This window comes from Streptomyces sp. AA1529 (assembly GCF_000280905.1).
Lineage (GTDB): Bacteria > Actinomycetota > Actinomycetes > Streptomycetales > Streptomycetaceae > Streptomyces.
In genome coordinates this window covers 18,195-37,245 of record NZ_ALAP01000021.1, presented here as the reverse complement: position 1 = coordinate 37,245, position 19,051 = coordinate 18,195, and the positions used below count along the sequence as shown (strand labels likewise).

The following is a 19,051-nucleotide window of genomic DNA, read 5'->3' as shown; positions in this document are numbered from 1 at the left end:
TCAGCTCCGGGTGAGCTTCTTGTACGTCGCCCGGTGCGGACGCGCCGCGTCCGCCCCCAGCCGCTCGATCTTGTTCTTCTCGTAGGACTCGAAGTTGCCCTCGAACCAGAACCACTTGCTCTCGCCCTCGTAGGCGAGGATGTGGGTGGCCACCCGGTCCAGGAACCAGCGGTCGTGGGAGACGACCACCGCACAGCCCGGGAAGTCCAGCAGCGCGTTCTCCAGCGAGGAGAGCGTCTCCACGTCCAGGTCGTTGGTCGGCTCGTCCAGCAGCAGCAGGTTGCCGCCCTGCTTGAGGGTGAGCGCCAGGTTCAGCCGGTTGCGCTCACCGCCGGAGAGCACGCCCGCCGGCTTCTGCTGGTCCGGGCCCTTGAACCCGAACGCGCTCACGTAGGCGCGCGACGGCATCTCGACCTGACCGACGTTGATGTAGTCCAGTTCGTCGGAGACGACCGCCCACAGCGTCTTCTTCGCGTCGATGTTCGCGCGGCTCTGGTCGACGTAGGAGATCTTGACCGTGTCACCGACCTTGATCGAGCCGGAGTCGGCCTCCTCCAGCCCCTGGATCATCTTGAACAGCGTGGTCTTGCCCGCACCGTTCGGGCCGATCACGCCCACGATCCCGTTCCGCGGCAGCGTGAAGGACAGGTCGTCGATGAGCACCTTGTCACCGAACGCCTTGCTGAGGTTCTCCACCTCGACGACCACATTGCCCAGCCGCGGCCCCGGCGGGATCTGGATCTCCTCGAAGTCCAGCTTCCGGGTCTTCTCCGCCTCGGCGGCCATCTCCTCGTACCGGGTCAGCCGCGCCCGCGACTTGGCCTGCCGCCCCTTGGCGTTGGAGCGGACCCACTCCAGCTCCTCCTTGAGGCGCTTCTGCCGCTTGGCGTCCTTCTGGCCCTCCACCTTGAGGCGGGACTGCTTCTTCTCCAGGTACGTGGAGTAGTTGCCCTCGTAGCCGATGGCACGGCCGCGGTCCAGCTCCATGATCCAGCCGGCCACGTTGTCCAGGAAGTAGCGGTCGTGGGTGATGGCCACGACGGTGCCCGGGTACTTGGCCAGGTGCTGCTCAAGCCACTGCACCGACTCGGCGTCCAGGTGGTTGGTCGGCTCGTCCAGCAGCAGCAGATCGGGCTGCTCCAGCAGCAGCTTGCAGAGCGCGACACGGCGCTTCTCGCCACCGGAGAGGTTGGTGACCGGCCAGTCGCCGGGCGGGCAGCCCAGCGCGTCCATGGCCTGCTCCAGCTGCGCGTCCAGATCCCAGGCGTTCGCGTGGTCGAGCTTCTCCTGGAGCTTGCCCATCTCCTCCATCAGCTCGTCGGTGTACTCGGTCGCCATCTGCTCGGCGATCTGGTTGAACCGGTCGAGCTGCTGCTTGATCTCCGCGACACCGTCCTGGACGTTCTCCAGCACCGTCTTGGACTCGTCCAGCGGCGGCTCCTGCAGCAGGATGCCCACGGTGTAGCCGGGCGAGAGCATCGCGTCGCCGTTGGAGGGCTGCTCCAGACCCGCCATGATCTTGAGCACGGTGGACTTGCCCGCGCCGTTGGGGCCCACGACACCGATCTTCGCGCCGGGCAGGAAGCTCAAGGTGACGTCGTCGAGGATCACCTTGTCGCCGTGCGCCTTGCGCGCCTTGCGCATGGTGTAGATGTACTCAGCCAAGAGGAACCGTCCGGCAATCTGTAGGTAGTCGTACGCGGCCAGGCCGCGCGGGTCGTCATGCGGCAGCGGGCCGCAGGGTTGAGGTGCGGCCGCTCCAGCTAAGGCATACGCTCCCCATCTTGCCGCACCCGGGCCCCGGGCCGGAAACCGCACCTGTGCCCGGCACCGCGCAGCACACCGGATCCGGCCGCACGCGTCTCCCCACGACACGGGGAGCTCGGGAGCCGCGGCGGGCCGACCGCGGTCCCCGGGCCGGGACGCGACCCAGGCCGCAGCCGGGCGGCCGGCGGCCGTCTCAGCCGCGGCGACGCACGATCCGGAGCGTGGTCACTCCCACGGCCAGCAGCGCGATGGCCACGGCGGCGAACAAGCGGGTGCCCGCACCGCCGCCGGTCTCCGCCAGGTCACCGTCCGATGCCGGGACACCGCCACCGCCCACGGTCGCGGGCCGCTCGACCGTCGCGGGCGCGTTCTGCCGCGTCACTCCACCACCGGCGGCGGCTGTCGTGCAGTCGAGGACGCCGCTGAACGTCTTCCGGTACCCGTGCGGTCCGCGCACCGGGATCCGGTACGGCTGGTCCTCCGCCACCGGGACCGTCACGGTGCCGTGCCCGCCTCCCGCGATGTCCTCGCGCTGCTTGCCGACCCGCAGCGGGAAGGAGGAGTCGCCGCCGTTGGAGACGGTGATGTCCACCCCGGAGTCGGCGCAGTTCTCCCTCGCCGTGGTGGCGGGGGCGGGCCCGCGCTCGGCCCAGTTGACCGTGGCGGTGGCGGAGACGGTCGACTGGCTCGACCCGGCCAGGATCTGCGCCTGCCCCCGGCCGCGCTCACCGGTGCCGGTGAACACCCGGCCCAGCGGCACCTTGGTGGCGACTTGCGCGGTCAGCGACCCCTTGCCGGACTCCACCCCCTCGGGCAACTCGAAGTAGAGCTTCGTCCCGTCGCGCGCCGTACGGACCCGCTTCCCCTCCCGGTCGACGATCCGCATCCCCTGGGAGGCGGCGTGCGGTCCGGGCGCCACGCTCACGGCGGCGGCGTTCGTGCGCACGGTCACCGGGCCGGGGCGCTCGGCGGTGCGGCCGGAGACCTCCGCCTTGTCGAAGGTGAGGGAGGCACCCGGCTCGGACATCGAACGCGCCTTCTGCACGAGATGGTCGGCCAGCTTCTGGGCGGCGGGGTCGGTGGGGGTGATGTCGGGCGGCTCCGGGGGGCCCTCCCCCTCCCCCCGCCCCTCGAAGCCCCGCTCGCGCCGCTCTCGGCCAGCCGCCAGATCGCGACCTGGGTGCCCGCTGCCGCGGTCTGCGGGGTGAGCCGCTTGGCGCCCGCGGACTTCGCCAGCGCCTGGAGGTCGTTGCGCCGCGGATAGGAGTGCTCGACCGTCCAGCGGATCTTCCCCGCGTTGCGGTTCCCGGACAGCGACGAGGTCTTCCACTCCCCTTCGGCGTAACGCGACTGCTCCTGCGTCGGGTTGAGCACGTCGAGTCCGTACGTCTGCAGCGTGCCGCCTCCGTCGACGGACATCTCGAAGAGCCCGGCGCCGACCGTCTGTCTCTCGCCGTCCGCGGCCACCACCGCTCGGCCGTGCGTGCGGAGGCCGTCGAGCGTGGCCACCGCTCCGCTGCGCTGCTCGGGCCCCCCGTCGGCGAATGCCCCGCCCGCGCCGGCTCCGGCCGTCGCCGGAGCCGCGGCCGCTTGCCCGGCGGCGCCTGCCGGGCCTGTCGCGCACAGCGCGGTGGCCGCCGCGACGACGGTGAGCCGACGGGCCGCCCGCGCCCGTACAGAAGTCATGGTCTTCCCCTCTTGGCGGACTCTCCCCCGGCCGCGTCGTCCGCGAGCCGCCGGCCCACCGCAAAGCTCTGAACCCCCTGGTCAGTACGCGTGGGATGGTAAGGAGCAAAACGCCACGCGATCCCCACGATTCACCGTGGCCACACATTCCGACTCGGAATCGTTATCGCCGAATCCGACGGACCGGGACGATCACGACGCACCGCGCTGACCTGGAACACCGTCCTCCGCCAGCGCCCCGGGCAGGAGTTCACCACCTGGCACGGCCTCTTCCGGAACAGGATCGGAACCCGGTGTGCCCGCCCCGTCACCCGGCGCTCCGAAGGGCGGTGGTCCTGCCGCGGCCACCGGGGGCCAGGCCGGGGCGGGGCCACGGGTGGACTCCGGGTTCGCGCGGGGCGTCCGCACGAACGCCGAGGTGCCGCGTGTCAGATCGTGCCCCACCGTCGTCGCGAGCAATTCGGCCGACAGATACCGGCGTCCGTCCCGCTCGTCCTCCACGACGCGCAACTGGCCGCGGACGATGACGGGTTCACCGCGGGCTACGGACGAGGCGAGATGTCCGGCCAGTCCTCGCCAGGCCCAGACCGTGTAGAAGCTGGTGGAGGCGTCCGCCCAGCGCCGGCTCTGCCGGTCGAACCGCCGGACCGTGCTGGCCAGCCGGAACCTGGCGACCGGAAGTCCGGACGGCGAGGTCCAGTGGTCGACTTTCGTCGCCACGTTGCCGGTCACCGTCACATAGGTCTCGTTCATGTGCGTCTCCCCCTGGTCGCTGCCGATTGCCGCCGGTGGACGCCGCCGGACCGCCGCACGAGGACGGCTGCGGTCCGGCGGAGCACCGGCAGGTGCCCGAGCGCGCGGCGACCCCGAGGCGACCGGCGTGCCGTGGCCCTGTCGGGGCCGCCGCAGGTTGTCGTCTCGGTGCCGTCGTGCGGATTCCAGCGTGGGGGGGAGGACGGCGGGCGTGGGGAAAGAGGCTCTCAGCTGTGGATTACTCGGAAGTTGTGCACAGCTCGGTCACACCGGTGGGTGACGCGGCAGCGTCGGTGCCGGTACCGGCACCGACGCCGGTCTCCCGGCCCGCGACATCCGACGCGACCGGGTCGCCGGAACCGCCCGGACCGCCCGGGCCACCCCGGCCACCCGTTCCGGACGAGCCTCGGCCGCCCGCGAACGCTCCGGCTCCGGGACCGTCGACCCCGACCGGGCCTCCGGCAACGGCAGCACCGCCCTGGGCTCCGACCGCAGCAGCGGCCTGCGAACCGATCCAGGGGTCCACCGGCCGCTCCTCCGCGGCCGAGTCGACCGCGCCGGCGGCGATGGCGTACTGCTCCCGCACCTGCCGGTACCGCAGCAGCTCGGCGGCCACCGGCTCCAGCACCCGCGTCCCGCCGCAGCAGGCCGCCAACTGGCGCAGGCGCCGCTCCTCCTCCAGCCCGTAGGTCCGGGCCGGTCCGCGCGCGGCGCGGCGACACGCCCAGGCGAGCCCCGGGCCGGCGAGGGTGGCGGCCGCGAGGAGAACGCAGGGCAGCAGCGCGGTCCGGTCGAACCCGTGGGCCACGACGGCGACGACAGCCACCCACACGGCTCCGGCCGCCTGGAGGGCGAACAGCAGCCACTGCCCGGCGAAGGCGGCGGTGTGCCAGGTCGGACGCGGCACCCGTGGCCCGGAACCCGCGGTCCGGTCCGCGTCCGGCGACGCCCCGCCCGTGTCCCGGGACACCCCGTCCGTGTCCCGCGCGGATCCGTCGGGCGCCGCGGCCGTCTCCTCGGGTGCCCCGTCGAGCCCCGCCGGGACCGGTCCCGGCGAGCCGGGCCCGAAGCCGGAGCCCAGGCCGGATCCGGACCCGGACCCGGACCCGGAGCCGGAGCCGGAGCCGCAGTCCGGACCGTCCGCCGGAGCGCCACCGCCGAACTCGGGGCCGCGGGCCCGCCCGGGGTCGCTCGCACCGCGAGGACCCGGAGCGCCGGGGGCGGACTGCTGACCGGGCACGGCGGCTGCGGCGGCGGTTGCGGGCTTGGCCGCCTGAGGCGTCTCCCCTCCGTAGGGGAAGTCCGTCAGCGACGCCGTGAGGGCGGCGGTCCGCTCCGCGTCCGGCCCGGCGGAGCAGGCTTCCATGACCTCGTCCAGCGCCTCGGGAAGCCCCGCGGCCCCGCGGCGGGCCGATTCGCGGACGGTGTGTCCCCACGCGTCGGGCAGACCGCTCGCCGCCGCGTCCGCCAGCTCCCGCACGGCCTGGGCGACCACCGGCCGTGCGGCCAGCGGCTGCTGGAGGGTGTCGCGGCGGACGCGGCCCCCTGCGGTGGGGCCGTCCGGATGCTCCTCGGCTTCCGCGCCGGGCCGCTCGCCGCGGTCCGAAGTCGGCCGGGAGGCGTACCAGCGCAGCCCGCGCACCCAGGGGATGCCCGAGGAGTGCTCGGCCTGCCGCAGCCACGCCCGCTCCGCGGCCTGGCCGGCCGCCGCCGCACCGACGGCGACGGCGAGCCGGTCCTCGAAGTCCTCGCGGGCGCGCTCGCTCAGCCCGACGGGGCCGCCCTCGGCGCCCGGTCCGGGCTCGGTGTAGACGGGACGCAGCCGGTCCATGGCACCGTCCAGATCGGCGGTCAGCCGCAGGACCGCCGCCCGCTGCTGCGCGACGAACTCGCCGAGCTCCTCGCGCAGCACGTCGATGCCCTCGTGGGTCAGCGCCGAGGCGGACAGCACGACCGCGCCCGGTTCGCCGTGCTCGCCCAGTGCCATGCCGTCCTCGTCCAGCAGCCGCCGCAGATCGTCCAGCACGGCGTCCGCGGAGTCGCGGGTGAGCCGGTCGGTCTGGTTGAGGACGATGAACGTGACCTCGGCGTGCCCGGCGAGGCGGCGCAGGTAGTCCTCGTGCAGCAGCGCGTCCGCGTACTTCTCCGGGTCCACCACCCACACCACCGCGTCGACCAGCTCCAGCATCCGGTCCACCTGCTCGCGGTGGCCCGGGGCGGCGGAGTCGTGGTCGGGCAGGTCGACGAGGACGAGGCCGCTCAGCGTGCCGTCGTGCGTGCGGTGCCGTGCGTGCTGCGGGATGCCGAGCCTGTCGAGGAGCCCGTCGGGACTGCCGTCGCTGTAGCGTCCCGCTTCCCAGGTGCAGGCCACCGGAGCGGCTGTGGTGGGGCGACGCATCCCCACCTCGGAGAGCCGGCCGCCGGTGAGCGCGTTGAACAGGGACGACTTCCCGCTGCCCGTCGCACCCGCCAGGGCGACGGTCGTGTAGGAGCGGGGCAGTCCCCTGCGGGTCGCCGCCTCGTCCAGCACGGTGCCCGCCTCGGCGAGCACGTCGGCGTCCAGCCGGGTGCGCGACAGCCCGACGAGTTCGCGCAGGGCGCCGAGCCGCCGGCGCAGCACGCTCTCCCCCGCGTCGCGGCGCGGGTCCCGCCGGATGTCGCCGCGGAGGTCCCGGCCGGCGTCCTTCCGCTCGTAGCGGTCGGGCTGCTCGTTCCGGGGGTTCCGCAGCGGAACCGTGTCCGTGTCCCGGTCCGTGTCCCGCCGCGCAGCACCTCCGGCGCCTCCGATGTCGTGGAGAGCACGTCCCGCGAGTCCCGCGCGGTCCGGGGCGCAGTTCCCTTCGACACGCCGGGTGGAGTCCCCGAGGCCGCCTCGGGGCGCGGCGGCCGCCGCGGCACCGTCCGGTTCCGGGTGCGGCCGGACCGGGTGCGGGTGCCCCTCGGATGCGGGACCAGTGGCTTCCGGCCGCGCGTGCGAGGGGACCGGGACGTCCTCGGCGGTCGCGCGGGGCATCTGCGCTGCGGGCGCGGTCGAGGAGGACGGCGTCGCCGGTACGGCAGGAGCGGGCTCCGGTACGGCTGGTGCGGGCTCGGGTGCGGCAGGAGCGGGCTCGGGTACGGCTGGTGCGGGCGGCCGCTCGGCGTCGGCCGGGTGGGTCTCGGGGGCGGCGCCGGGATCGGTGCCGCGCGGGGGTTCCGGCCAGGGCGTGCCGCGCCAGGGCGGGGTCGCGGCGAATCCCGGCCGGGGGTGTTCCGCTGCGCGGGCCGGAACCTCCGCCGCGGAGATGTGACTGCGGGGGTTGGGGGCCCGCGGACCGGTCTCCGGTTCGACGGCGCGCTCGGGGCGGGCGGTGTGGCCGGGCGGCGCGGAGGGCTCGGGGCGCGCGACAGGTGGGGCCGGCTCGGCGGCTCCGGCCGGCGCCGTGTGCCCGGTCGGTTCGGCGGCTCCGGCGGGCTCGGTGCCGCCGACCGGTCCGCCCGGCGCAGCCGGCTGGATCTGCTGGGCCGGGTGGGTCTGCTGGGCCGGGGGCGCGGGCGCTGTGGGCGGGGCAGGTGCGGCGGGGGCGGGCGCCTCGGCCTGCGCGACCGGTGGGGCGGCGCGTTCCGCGCGGGCCCGGCGGGCGATGACGCCGTCGTCCCATCCGCAATCCGGTGCGACGGCATAGGCGTGCGCGTCCTGCGGCTCGTCCTCGCAGCGGGCGGTGCCGCTGTCGCCGGACACGTCATGCCAGTCGTGGCCAGGACAGTGCTCTGCGGCCGCCGCCTCGGGGACCGGGGCCGGTTGCGCCTGCGCCACCGGGACAGCCACCGCTTCCCGGGGATCAGGAGCCGCCTGGTCTCCCCAGTCCACCGAACCGCCGGGTCCGCCAGGTCCGTCGGCCGCGCCAGGCCCGCCGGCCACGGCGGACACGCCGGACGCACCGGCCCCGCCGTCCGCTTCGCCCGGCCCAGGGCCCGGCACGCCCTGCACGCCCGGCGCGTCCGGTCCTCCCGGCGCCTCCCGTCCTCCCGGCGCCTCCCGTCCTCCCGGCACATCCGGTCCTTCGGGCCGGCCGGGTACGCGTCCGCCCTCGGGCGGGCCGTCGACCGAAGCCTCCGACTGCTGGCGCGGCAGTTCCGCCGCCGCGACGTGGCCGTGGGCCTCCGGTCCGTCCGGGCCGCCGCGCGCGGGAGGGTCCTGGGGCGGCGGCTGCTCGTCCAGGCTCAGCTCCAGTTGCCCTTCGACGGGCTCGCTGTGCGGGCTGCTCCAGTCGTCGGGCCAGCGGCCGGACCAGCGCTCGGGCGGCTCACCCGCTCCGGGGTTGGTGGCATCGGTGGATGTCACTGCTGTCACCTCTCCATGTGCGCGCTCTGCAGACCGCGCGCGCCGTTCTCCGTGCCGTGCGGTACGCGCGTCGGCGGGAAGTCGCGGGCGGTCACGTCCGTCCTGCTCTGCTCCTCGGGGCCGCCCGGCGCGTCCTCCGACCGCTGCGGCCGGTGGAGTTCCCGCAACCGGTGCGGCTCGTGGAGCCCGTGCGTTCTGGTGAGCTTGTCCAGCACCGAGAACGCGGCGATCAGTTCCATCTGCGGTCCGGGACCGGCGTCGAGCTCTGCCAGGGGGGTGAGGCGCAGGTCGCGCTCCCCGTCCAGGACGCGCTCCACGCAGTGCTCCAGCAGCTCCGCGCCCTGCTCGCGCAGTTCGTGGGCGCCCTCCTCGCCGAGCAGGTCCTCGAGTGCGTCGTCGGCGCCCGCGACCCGCACCCCGCCGAGCAGGGAGGCGGCCAGCAGGCCGGCGACGTGCTCGGCGTCCTCCTCGCCGCACGAGGCGCGGCCCGCCGCTCGGGTCTCCTCCTCGGCCAGTTCCTCGACGCAGCGGCGCCATCTGCGCACCATCACGCCGATCCGGCCGACGGCCTCGTCGCGTTCGCTCTGGCCGCCGGGGAGGAGCCGGCCGCAGCCCTCCAGGCCCGGTACGCCCCGGCGCAGTTCGGCGATCCGTTCGTCGGCGGCGGCGACCGCGCCGGACAGCAGTGCGGTCAGGCCCTCGGCGAAGGCGTCGAACAGTTCTTCGCCGTCGCTGTCGGTGGGGAAGCTGCGCCAGTGCTCGGCGACATCGCCCGCCAGCAGTTCCCCGTCGGCGATACGGGTGCGCAGCCGCTGCCCGGCGGTCCCGTAGGCGTTCTCGACGTACCGGGTGAGCCGTTCGGCTGCCGCGTGCTGCGCCGCGGAGGAGCCGGCCAGGGCCGTGATGCGGGGACGCAGCGAGGCGAGTGTCCCGTCGGCGGTGCGGCTGGCGGCTGCGTACCGGGCGTCGGCGTCCTGTGCGTGCTCCTGCAGCCAGTCGCGCAGTCCGCTGACGGCGGAGACGGGCAGCAGCCCGGATCCGCCCGCCGATTCGGGCAGCTCCGGGATGGTGAAGCAGGGGATCCTCCCGAGCCCCGCCCGGTCGAGGAGCAGCCCGTACTGCGTCGTGATCTCGGCGGCCATCTGGTGCGGCACCCGGTCGAGGACGGTGACGAGGGTGACGTCGTACTCCTTGGCGGTGCGCAGCAGGTGCCAGGGGATGGCGTCGCCGTAGCGGGCGGCGGTGGTGACGAGCACCCAGATGTCGGCGGCGCAGACCAGTTCGGCGGCCAGGTCCCGGTTGTGCGCGACGAGGGAGTCGATGTCGGGCGCGTCGAGCAGGGCGAGGCCGGGAGGCAGGCCGCTGTCGGTCTCGACCCGGAGGACGCGTCGTCCTGCGTCCGGGTCGGCGTCCCACTCGTGCCCCCATTCCGCTTCGGCCGCGGTGTCCGGGCCCGGGCTCCGGCGGGGGTCCCAGTCGGTGGCCCAGCCGCTGTCCCAGTCGGCGGCACGGTCAGTGGGCCGGTCGGCGAACCGGTCGCCGCCGTCCAGGCCACCGACCGGGTCGCCGTGGCTGCCGGGCGTGTCGCGCGGGCCCGGGGCGCTCGGTCCGCCGAATGCGCCGGGAGCGGCGCCCATACCGGGCGCGGCGGGCGTCCCGGGCGGGTCCTGCCGGGGCGTCCAGGCCCGCTCCAGCCGGGGCAGCACCCGCTGCCCGACGAACCAGCCCCGGTCGTCCGGATGACAGACCAGCACAGGTGTGCGGGTCGTGGGCCGCAGCACGCCCGCCTCGCTGACCTTGCGCCCCACCAGGGAGTTGACCAGCGTCGACTTGCCCGCGCCCGTCGAACCGCCGATCACCGCGAGGAGCGGTGCCTCGGGGGTGCGCACGCGGGGGACGAGGTAGTCGTCGAGCTGGGCCAGCAGCTCGTCCCGGGACTGCCGGGCGCGCTCGGCGCCCGGCAGCGGGAGAGGAAAGCGCGCGGCTGCGACGCGCTCACGCAGTGCGGTGAGCGCGTCGAGCAGTTCAAGCCGTACGTCCAAGATCGCCACATAGTGCAGAATGCCCAATTTTGCGGCAGTTTTGAAGCTTATCCACGGTTGCGAGCGAGGAAAATGTGTAGTTTCAGCACTGAAAGAGGTCTTTGAACCCGTTCACCCCGCATGACCCACCTGCCACCCCGCCGCCCCCATAACGACTACGCAACACCCGCAACCCACACGGCCAAAACCGCTGCGTGAATCGCACCCGCCTGCGATTATCGGGACCGCTTCACGGAACCTCCACATAGCGTCGCGGCCGTGAAGCGAACAGGACGAGCCGCCAGGCCCCCTATCCTTGACACCGCCGGTCACGGGGGGCGGCGAGCCCGCCCACCCGCGACGGAGGACGGCCCCCGTAGCTCAGTGGATAGAGCAGGCGCCTTCTAAGCGCTTGGCCGTAGGTTCGAGTCCTACCGGGGGCACCCACTCAGCGCCCGGCCGGGCGCCCGGTGCCGCAGCCCGCCGGGCCGGCCACCCCGACTCGGCCCGGCGCGGAGTCGGCACAGCTCTCCCCCTCTCCTCCCCGCAGGGGCGGCCCCCTGCCGCCGGCACCGGTCCGTCGAGCCGAAAGACATCCAATCCACCGAACGGATGACACCCGGGTTCCGCAGCCAGGAGATCGGCCCCGGCCCTGCCATGACACGCACCGGCATCTCGGACAGCTGGCCGAACCGCAGACCGGACGTGAGCGATCACGGCCGGGAGGGGTACTCAGCCCGCGGCCGGAGGCGGATCGAGGACGGCGTTGCGGGCTGCGAGCGCGAGAGCGCTCTGAGCGCCGAGGGACAGTCCGATCCGATTCCAGTGGAAGATGACGTGGTAGGCCAAGACCCGACGGATACCTCGATCGAGAACACCTGCCCTTACGCCTTCCTTGAGTGCGTTTCCCGCGCGCCGGAAGGCCACGGCCCATTCGGCCACCGGGTGAAGAAGGGCCCCTTTGCCGAATACCGGACCATCCGGGCTGGTGTCGCTGACCAGGAGTTGCCGGGTCTGCCGAGTCATTCCCTCAAGGCGGTCCTCGAGGACCCTTACCGAGGCAGAGCGGTGCTCCTCGTTGATGACGCGGTCCCAGACGTCCCCTTGCTCCTGCCACTCCAAGGCCGCGGCCTGCATCATGACCGTGCACAGGAGCACGGACAGTTCACGGCGGCCGAGGGGCACGTCGGTGCGGCCGTCGCGCGACAGGATGTGATGGCTGTCGGCGGCGAAGAGGTGGTGCGCGTTGAGCATGCCGACGGCGCCACCGAAAGCGGCAGTCTCCGGCTCGTAGATGCCCGGCCACCAGCGGCTGAGGGGACCAACCTCGACCAGTTCGTCGAGCTGGGCACCGAGTTCCGTGCACACCTGGGACTCCGGGCCGCCGTGGAGGCGCAGGCGCCAGCAGGGCTGCTTGCGGATGAACCACCACAGCGAGATCACACCGCGCTTCTCCAGGCGGGCGAGCAGGGGTGCGAGGTGCGTCGCTGCCGTCTGCTCGGCGTGCGCCCAGTCGGGGAACTCCACGTAGAACTGCCACCAGCTCGTGCGCAGCAGCTCTTGGCGGGCGAGTGCAGTGTGCCCGGCCTGTTCGAAGACCTCGACCGCGTCGGCGAGTGCTACGGGCTCCAAGCCCGCCTTGTGCGCGACATCGTCGACGGACTGCCCGGCGATGACGTCGAGGACGGCACGACCCACCGGCCCAGAGGGCGAGGGCGAGGCCGCAGACGTCAGTTGATCAGCAGACATGCATCCCATCCAGTGGTTGGTGCCTCGTCGGCGGAGACCGTTGTGAGGGCCAAAGCGCATCCGGCATCGCCCTCCAGGAGGCCGAGTCCTTTGGCCACCGCCGGGCGGGTGTGGGTAACCAGGTCTTTGCGGAGAGCCGGGAGGAGGGCAGCCAGATGGGGCGTACGGGCGTCGCGGGCTGCCCGGAAGGCCGTTTGATACAGGCCCGCCCAGCCGTGGCACAGGCTCGTGTCAGTGATCTGGGCGAGCTGCCCGGTATCGCTGAGGCACTGGTGCAATGCGTCCTCGTAGGTGAGCTGGAGTGCCGGGTCGTTCAGTGCGATTCCGGCGAGCTGCCCCGCTCGCGCAATGCCGGGCGTGCCATAGCACCAGCTCGGCCGGCTGGGCGCACGCTGGTGGGAGCGGCCGGATTCGAGATCGGCGAGCGTGAGGTGCTCTGGCCACCACGGGCCTGCTTCGCCCTCCTGCCGCCAGGTGTCGAGGTGGTCGCAGATCGCACGGATCGCGCCCGCCTGCCCCTCGACGCGGACGCCGTGGCGCTCGGCCTGGGCCAGCAGCAGTAGGGGGCCTGTGATGCCGTGCGCCGCGCCGAGGTTTCCGTGTCCGCCCGGCATGGTGTGTTCGCGGTGAGGATCATGGTCTACCCACCAGCCAGGGGTGGGGTGGTTGCTGTCGAGGGGACGGGTCAGCGCGACAAGGTAGCTGAGAACGCGTTCCATCGCGCTGCTGTCGGGAGCGCTGCCCAGCAGGTAGGCGCCGATCCCGGTGAGCCCGAAGAAGGTGTCGTATTCGCCGAAGGCAGCCAGGGTGCCGCGATGCAGCCGGGTGAGAGCGGCGTCGGCGCGGCGGTGCGCCAGGGCGATGACGTTGTCGTGCAGGGCGGAGTAAGCATCCTGGTAGAGATGGCGCACGGTGTCAGGGACGGTGTTCAGGACGAAGGCCAGGGCCGGGGCACCGAGGTAGAGGCCGGTGGTGTCGGCTGCGCTGACGTCCCCCACCGCGGCCTGAGCGATCCAGCGGTGCGCGGGCGACCAGGGTGATCGGCCTTGCGTGGCGTACTCGATGTGGAACAGGCCGATGCCGGCGGCGCCCTCGGCGAGGGACTGCCCGGCCCAGGGTTCGTCCCCGGGTGGTGCCGCAGGCTGCGCCAGGTGTGCGGCGAGCTCCTGTGTGAGGGCCTGGGCCTGTTCAAGCTCTGTCGTCATCGTTCGGCCCTGATCGGCCGGTGGCGCAGGGCGATGGTGCGGGCGAGGTGGAGGGTGGCGGCTTCCGCAGTGGGTCCGACCCCGAGCACGCGCACCTGATGGTGGTGGAGCAGCGACCGCAGGACCGTCGTCGGGTCGTGCTCCGTCTCGACAAGGGCCTGGCGGTATGCGGTGAGGGCTCTGGCGCGCTGTTCCCATGCCTCGACTGACTCGACGATCTCTGCACCGTAGTGAAGAGCGAGCGTTTGCGGTTCAGCGTCGTAGAACTGGATGGCCTGTTCCCGCAGCGTCCGGTCGGGTCGCCCATGGGCCGGGGCGTGTTCGATCAACCAGGTCCATGCGTCGTCGCGGACCGCGAGCAGATGCGCGGCGATGTCGACGAGGCTCACGGCCGTGAGCGCCTGGGGCGCGATGTCGCAACCGGAGGTGAACCGGATCTGCGCGAGGGCTGCGGTGGAGTCGGCGGCGAACACGCGGTGCGCGGCGTCCATTGCCTGCCCCGTCCCGTATCGGCCGGTCTGGGGCCGGTAGGGCTCGAAGGCGAGGCTGGACAGCAGGCGCTGATGGTGAAGGTCGGTCGCCCAGCTGTTCACTGCGGCGGCCGCTGTCCCGTAGTCGCCAGTGAGGTGCAGAGTGAGGGCGAGATGTTGTCCGGTCTCTGGGCGGGCGAGTTCCCGGTGTCGGGTGAACCACCACATCGGCTGGTCGAGTGCAGCAAGCAGGCGCGGAAGGTGCCGGTCGAGGATTTCGTCGTACCGGTTGGGGTGGGTGTGCAGATGCATCCGCAACACCTCGCCGTCGCCGGGGAGCTGCACAGGCGGAGCGGGCTGATGAGCGCGGGGTGGGAGCAGCGGCGTGGTGGAGGCCGCGGGTGCGGTCCGCACGAAGGCGAGCAGGATCTCGTGGGCCCGGCCGATCCAGCCGTACTGGTCGTCGTCAGCGACCTCGCGCAGTTCCAGTTCGTGGACATCGTGGAGTCGGGTGCGAACGAGGTGGCGCTGCACAGGGTGATCGAGATCGACGGGAAGCCGTTGGTCGAACTCGGTCAGGGAGACGCGCTTCGGGACGTTCAGGCGTACGCGCCATGCGGCGAATGCCTTCTCCCACTCCTTGTACGGAGCCCGTCGGCCGGCCAGGTCCTTGGCGTTGAGCAGCCAGCGGGCCGGGGTCAAGGTGGTACGGCCGTAGCGGACTCGCGGCAGATACGGCAGGTGGGCGGCGGCGCCGAAGTCGAACTTCTTGTAGACCGCGCGTCGGGCGCCTGCGACCTCGGAGAGGAATCGAGCCAGGGGCGGGGTCTGGACGCCCGCCTCCAGCGCGTGTGTCACCCGTACGTCGATCGGGCGGCCTGTGGAGAGCTGCACGAGGTGCAGATTGCGGGCGTCCGCGGTGACAGCGACGTCCTCCAAGCCGATCGGCTCGCCCTCCTCTGCAGGGTGCTCGGCGAGGGGGATCACGTACGGAAGGAGCTGGTCGGTGCGCGCCACGTTCTCGTTGCGGCGTCGGCGCGGTCCGAAGGAGAGCTGTGCGGTGACAGCGTCGGTGCGCGCCGTGTAGGAATCCGCGAGCAGGCGCCGTTGCTCGGCGGGCATCAGGTGCGCGAAGCGGCCGAGCATGCTGCTGGCAGGGCGGGGAACGCCGGTGACTTCGAGACTGAACGCACCGCTGGCCAGGGCGCGAGTGGAGGGTGAGTGGACCTCGAAGGCGATTTCGCTGCGCTCTCCGTACAGAGGTTCGTCGGTTCCCGCGGCCTGTGCGAGCTCGGTGATCGTGGCGTCGTCGAGGAGGAGTTCGCTCCGGCCTTCCATGTGCATCCGCTGGAGGAGCTTGAGAATCAGCGCGTCGCGCTCGGTGACGGGTTTGGGGGTCTTGCCCCGCTCGGCGCCGACGTATTCGGCGGGCCGGCCCAGGCCGCTGTCGGCAACGAGGTCGAGGACGGGCACGGCTGCGCCGACGCCGTACTGGGCACGGAAGCGGCGGTGGTAGTCGCGCCACTGTTGATAGCCGTACGGCAGCGGGCTGACGCGATGCAGGACCTCGACGGCCTTCTGCGCTTCGGCGACGACCACCGCAGGGAGCCGCACGTCGCAGTCCAGGACGGTGTCCACGAGCATCGGGGCGGGGGCGACGGTCGAGTGGGCGGCCATCCGGGCGGTCATGGTGCGCAGGTCGGTGCTGGCTGACGACTCGGCGTGCGCGGCAAGGTCGTCGCGCAGCTCGTACAGGTCGCGCGCCTGCGCACCGATGTCAGGGAAGGAGTGTGCGTCGGCCTTCTTGAGCTCGGTGCACACATGGTCCAGCGCGTCAGGGGCCGTCATGGGCGGGCGCAGGCTGGTGATCAGGAGGTTCTGTGCGATGAGTTCCCGCAGAACCTGGTCGATCTCCCCACCCGCCCCGGCCGGGAACATGGTGGTCAGGTGGCCGCGTAGGTCCTGATAGCGAATCGGCGAGCGAGCGGCGCGCATTGCCGCGTTGACCGGTCGGGACAGCCGCATGGATATCTCGACGGGAGCCATGAGGCGGGCGTGACCGTCAGCGGGCGGGCCGGGCGCGGTGAGTCGATCGCCTCGGACCTGGGCGGTGTTGTTGGCGACCAGCGAGAGACGTTCGAGGAGTTCGGGCTGCTGCTCCAAGCCCTGGACGATGTCACTGATCCACTCGCCGTCCGCCCGTAGGAGCACCTGGTGCTCAGCGCCCCAATGTACGTGTGCTGTCGTTGCAAGCGTGAGTGGCGCTGTGCCGGCGAACAGACCGAAGGGCGTCGGCCGTCGTTGCCAGCGCAGGAGATAGGACACGACGGACAGAGCGGCCCGGCGAATCTGCCGAGTCGACATGGTCCGGCCACGGACGATGTTCTCGACAGATCGGGTGAGCACCGGGCTGGCGGCGAACAGGGCGTTGCGTACGTCGGGCCGCGCCCAGATCTTCACGAGCCAGGCGCGGATGGTCGCCCCATCGTCCAGATCGAGGGCGTGCGGCACATCGGCGGGACTCGGCGTTGTAGTGGCACGGAGCATGGCTGTGCCCGTCCATTGGTACCTGAGAGTGTCGGCCATGGGCGCTCCTTCCTTCCAGCCAGTCGTGAAAGCTGAGGCGGGCGAGGGGGCGCCGAACACCACCGTTCGACGCCCCCGCTCCACCGGCGGTGAATCAGGCCGGGTCCTCGACGAAGGAGCTGCAGGCGGACGAGCCACCTGAGCAAGTGCTTCCGCAGCCATCCCCCGTGGAGCACATGAGCTTGCCGATCGGATGAGTGGCGACTACCACCTTGACGTCCAACGGGGCGAAGTCATCCTCATCGACGACCTCGGGCCTCTCGGCCAACGCGGCGGTGGGGCTCATATTGATCACTCTCCTTGCTCGATGGTGTGCTGCAGGACGGCCTGGCAGGCGACGGTCACGCCGCGGGCCAGGAGAGGGAGATCCGGCTGTGCACCTTGTCGATGACCTGGTCTCCACCGATCTGGTCATCAGGGGTGTCGGCCGGATGGACACGGATGACCGGGCTGGGTCCTCCGCGCCGGTTGGCCTCCCAGTCGCGCAGGTGGTCGACGATCTTCTCGGCGAACGACTGCGCGTGGGGGCCCAGGGCATGCACGCCGTACTCGACGTGCTTGTTGTCCTCCGTGCGGCGGGTGACGAGGTAGGCGAAGGTGTCGTCTTCGACGGCCGCCAGCGCGTAGCCCTTGTTCACCGGGGCGACGATGCCGGTGTCCAGGTCCTCGTCGACGGCCATGATGCAGAAGCCGGGCAGTGAGATCGCCAAGTGCATCTGGAGCGTGTCCAGCAGTTCCCGGAGACCGATGGTCACGCCGGTCCACCTCTCGTAGCGCGGCATCGTCACGGCGTTGTCGAGCTTGCTGGGCTCGGCCGGCAGTCCGTCATCGAAGCGCAGCCCGATCTCTGGCGTGCCATGGACCAGGAGTAGCTGCTCCTGATGCCCGGTGGAGCCCTGCATCGGGACGAAGCCGCAGATTTTCGCGGACTCCGACTCCAGGTGATCGCCTACGAGAGCGAAAGCGACCGAGCGGGTCAGGCCCCGCATACGCAACGGCGCCACGAGGCGACCGCCGGGCTTGAGCTGATCCATCCAGGCAGGCGGAATGTCCCAGGCCCCTGCGGTGACCATGATGACGTCGACCTTGCCGAGGTCCGGGATGGGCTCGGCCGCGTCGGCAGTGACGACACGCACTCTAGGATCCGTCACTTCCCGAACACTCGGCGCTGGACAAACGCCGAAATCCGCGCGAAATGAGCAGAAGCGGAGGTCGCTGATCATGAGCACTCGGGCACTTACGTGACGTCGGTGTCGTGACGGTGAGTACGGGAAGGCCGACTCGCCCCGGGGAGACCGTGGGCAGGCACAGCCATCCCGGACCCCCGGACCAGCCGTCCCAGGCGATCCGGGACGCATCGACCCCGACGATCGGCTCGCCCTGTACAAGCGGCGGCGCGCGCCGGTGGATGTCTACCAGCGGCATGGCCCCATGTGCGGCAGGGCCCAGGAACCTGCGGCCCGAGAAGCCGAGAACCCTTGAGCCGTGGGGCGGCTTCGCTCATGTTCCGCAGGGAACTGCGCCGATCCTGCCGGCCGCCCAGCGGTGGGCGGCCGAAAGAGCATCAGTAGGCGCAAGCGTGCAGGCCACGGGACTGGCTCGCAAGCTAAATTCAGGATCATGACCTACAAGTTCGGACCGAATGAGCAGTGTCTGAGGCGCTGCCGTGCAGTCGTCCCGCTGTTGCTCGCCGAAGCGGATAAGGTTGTCGGTACCGGCGTGACCGTCGCTGTCCGCGACATGCCGATGATGCCGATGCTGATGGGCTGGTGGCAGTTCACCAACCGCACGGCGAAGGCGGTCGTCCGGCTCTACGACGACGGCTTCAGCGTGGAAGCCGCGCCCCTGATGAGGAACCTGATCGGCCACGCGTACGCGATGAACTGGCTCGTCGACAACGGGTGGCCGGCGCTGAGGGCTATCCGCGCGTACTCCGACGAACACCGCACCAAGCTAGCCAACAACGTTAATTCGACATGGAACCTGCCCGACCCCGTAACGGTCGAGACAGCGCCACTTGAGTTCGCGGACGAGGCCGACGAGAAGCTGCACAAGCGGCTACTCGGCGAGCTTTCGAACTTTGACAACCTCGCCAAGGCGTACGGGACTCCGGAGATATATCCGGTGTACCGGCACCACTCTGCCTTGTCCCACACGACTGCGTACACGGCGAACCCGTTCGTGGTCGAGAAGGACGACAAGTTGTACTTCGCGACGGAGCCGCAGGACGCGGAGGTGATCGTCGAGCGATTGTGGGTCCCGGTCGCACTTCTGCAGGCTGCCAACGCGATCAGCCCTTATATCGAGGGCCACCCGATGAAGAAGACCATTGAGAAGGTTATGAACGACTTGGGCCTTCCCGCTGAGATTCTTAACCTGAAGCGGGGTGCTGTCCCGGTTGCTGCGGCGCCTCAGTGACATGCAGCGAGAACCAGTCCGCATCCGCGTTTGACAAGCGACGCGGACAGGTCCAAGTGGGCCGTGTCCAGG

12 protein-coding genes and 1 tRNA gene are annotated in these 19,051 nt (G+C 71.8%); 2 read left to right on the top strand and 11 right to left on the bottom strand.

The features are described 5' to 3' along the window. The 6 genes from ettA to A949_RS0106875 all read right to left on the bottom strand — a co-directional run bounded on the left by ettA (window position 1) and on the right by A949_RS0106875 (window position 10,581). Entirely contained in the window at window positions 1-1,665 is a 1,665-nt protein-coding gene (gene ettA, locus A949_RS0106895; protein ID WP_019355269.1) for an energy-dependent translational throttle protein EttA, read from the bottom strand. A gap of 295 nt (window positions 1,666-1,960) precedes the next feature. Continuing rightward, window positions 1,961-2,794, bottom strand: a complete 834-nt coding sequence (locus tag A949_RS39595) for an LAETG motif-containing sortase-dependent surface protein (protein WP_019355268.1) — start codon at window positions 2,792-2,794, stop codon at window positions 1,961-1,963. After that, window positions 2,716-3,453, bottom strand: a complete 738-nt coding sequence (locus tag A949_RS39590) for a thioester domain-containing protein (protein ID WP_337463069.1) — start codon at window positions 3,451-3,453, stop codon at window positions 2,716-2,718. Before A949_RS39590 ends, A949_RS39595 begins: the two co-directional genes overlap by 79 nt. Window positions 3,454-3,645: 192 nt before the next feature. Then, window positions 3,646-4,206 (bottom strand): single-stranded DNA-binding protein, encoded by a 561-nt coding sequence (locus A949_RS35460; RefSeq protein ID WP_019355266.1) that lies wholly within the window; start codon window positions 4,204-4,206, stop codon window positions 3,646-3,648. A 238-nt stretch (window positions 4,207-4,444) separates the two neighbouring features. Beyond that, window positions 4,445-8,530 carry a GTPase gene (locus A949_RS38915; RefSeq protein ID WP_019355265.1) on the bottom strand — a complete coding sequence of 1,362 codons (4,086 nt, stop codon included), beginning with the start codon at window positions 8,528-8,530 and terminating at the stop codon, window positions 4,445-4,447. Window positions 8,531-8,535: 5 nt separating this feature from the next. After that, on the bottom strand, window positions 8,536-10,581 hold the full coding sequence (locus A949_RS0106875; protein ID WP_078565359.1) for a GTPase domain-containing protein: 2,046 nt from the start codon (window positions 10,579-10,581) through the stop codon (window positions 8,536-8,538). 340 nt (window positions 10,582-10,921) lie between these two features. On the opposite strand from A949_RS0106875, the gene A949_RS0106870 reads away from it, so the two are divergent. After that, window positions 10,922-10,994, top strand: a tRNA-Arg gene (locus tag A949_RS0106870). Window positions 10,995-11,283: 289 nt separating this feature from the next. On the opposite strand, the gene A949_RS0106865 is transcribed toward A949_RS0106870, so the two are convergent. The 5 genes from A949_RS0106865 to fxlM all read right to left on the bottom strand — a co-directional run bounded on the left by A949_RS0106865 (window position 11,284) and on the right by fxlM (window position 17,784). Then, on the bottom strand, window positions 11,284-12,300 hold the full coding sequence (locus tag A949_RS0106865; RefSeq protein ID WP_037705968.1) for a thiopeptide-type bacteriocin biosynthesis protein: 1,017 nt from the start codon (window positions 12,298-12,300) through the stop codon (window positions 11,284-11,286). After that, window positions 12,282-13,505 carry a lanthionine synthetase C family protein gene (locus A949_RS0106860; protein WP_019355262.1) on the bottom strand — a complete coding sequence of 408 codons (1,224 nt, stop codon included), beginning with the start codon at window positions 13,503-13,505 and terminating at the stop codon, window positions 12,282-12,284. Before A949_RS0106860 ends, A949_RS0106865 begins: the two co-directional genes overlap by 19 nt. Next, window positions 13,502-16,561 (bottom strand): lantibiotic dehydratase, encoded by a 3,060-nt coding sequence (locus tag A949_RS0106855; protein ID WP_026004409.1) that lies wholly within the window; start codon window positions 16,559-16,561, stop codon window positions 13,502-13,504. Before A949_RS0106855 ends, A949_RS0106860 begins: the two co-directional genes overlap by 4 nt. Window positions 16,562-16,655: 94 nt before the next feature. Further along, the gene (locus A949_RS0106850) at window positions 16,656-16,847 is read right to left on the bottom strand and encodes an FxLD family lanthipeptide (protein WP_019355259.1); all 192 of its coding nucleotides are present in this window, start codon (window positions 16,845-16,847) and stop codon (window positions 16,656-16,658) included. Between the two features lie 55 nt (window positions 16,848-16,902). After that, on the bottom strand, window positions 16,903-17,784 hold the full coding sequence (gene fxlM / locus A949_RS32720) for a methyltransferase, FxLD system (RefSeq protein ID WP_078565357.1): 882 nt from the start codon (window positions 17,782-17,784) through the stop codon (window positions 16,903-16,905). Window positions 17,785-18,181: 397 nt separating this feature from the next. On the opposite strand from fxlM, the gene A949_RS0106840 reads away from it, so the two are divergent. Then, window positions 18,182-18,979 carry a DUF5677 domain-containing protein gene (locus tag A949_RS0106840; RefSeq protein ID WP_019355257.1) on the top strand — a complete coding sequence of 266 codons (798 nt, stop codon included), beginning with the start codon at window positions 18,182-18,184 and terminating at the stop codon, window positions 18,977-18,979. The last annotated feature ends 72 nt before the right edge of the window (window positions 18,980-19,051 follow it).

Coding starts and splice junctions, on each gene's coding strand:
- A949_RS39595 (WP_019355268.1), bottom strand. CDS start 2,794: ATGTCCGAGCCGGGTGCCTCCCTCACCTTCGACAAGGCGGAGGTCTCC.
- A949_RS39590 (WP_337463069.1), bottom strand. CDS start 3,453: ATGACTTCTGTACGGGCGCGGGCGGCCCGTCGGCTCACCGTCGTCGCG.
- A949_RS35460 (WP_019355266.1), bottom strand. CDS start 4,206: ATGAACGAGACCTATGTGACGGTGACCGGCAACGTGGCGACGAAAGTC.
- A949_RS0106865 (WP_037705968.1), bottom strand. CDS start 12,300: ATGTCTGCTGATCAACTGACGTCTGCGGCCTCGCCCTCGCCCTCTGGG.
- A949_RS0106860 (WP_019355262.1), bottom strand. CDS start 13,505: ATGACGACAGAGCTTGAACAGGCCCAGGCCCTCACACAGGAGCTCGCC.
- A949_RS0106855 (WP_026004409.1), bottom strand. CDS start 16,561: ATGGCCGACACTCTCAGGTACCAATGGACGGGCACAGCCATGCTCCGT.
- A949_RS0106850 (WP_019355259.1), bottom strand. CDS start 16,847: ATGAGCCCCACCGCCGCGTTGGCCGAGAGGCCCGAGGTCGTCGATGAG.
- fxlM (WP_078565357.1), bottom strand. CDS start 17,784: ATGATCAGCGACCTCCGCTTCTGCTCATTTCGCGCGGATTTCGGCGTT.
- A949_RS0106840 (WP_019355257.1), top strand. CDS start 18,182: ATGACCTACAAGTTCGGACCGAATGAGCAGTGTCTGAGGCGCTGCCGT.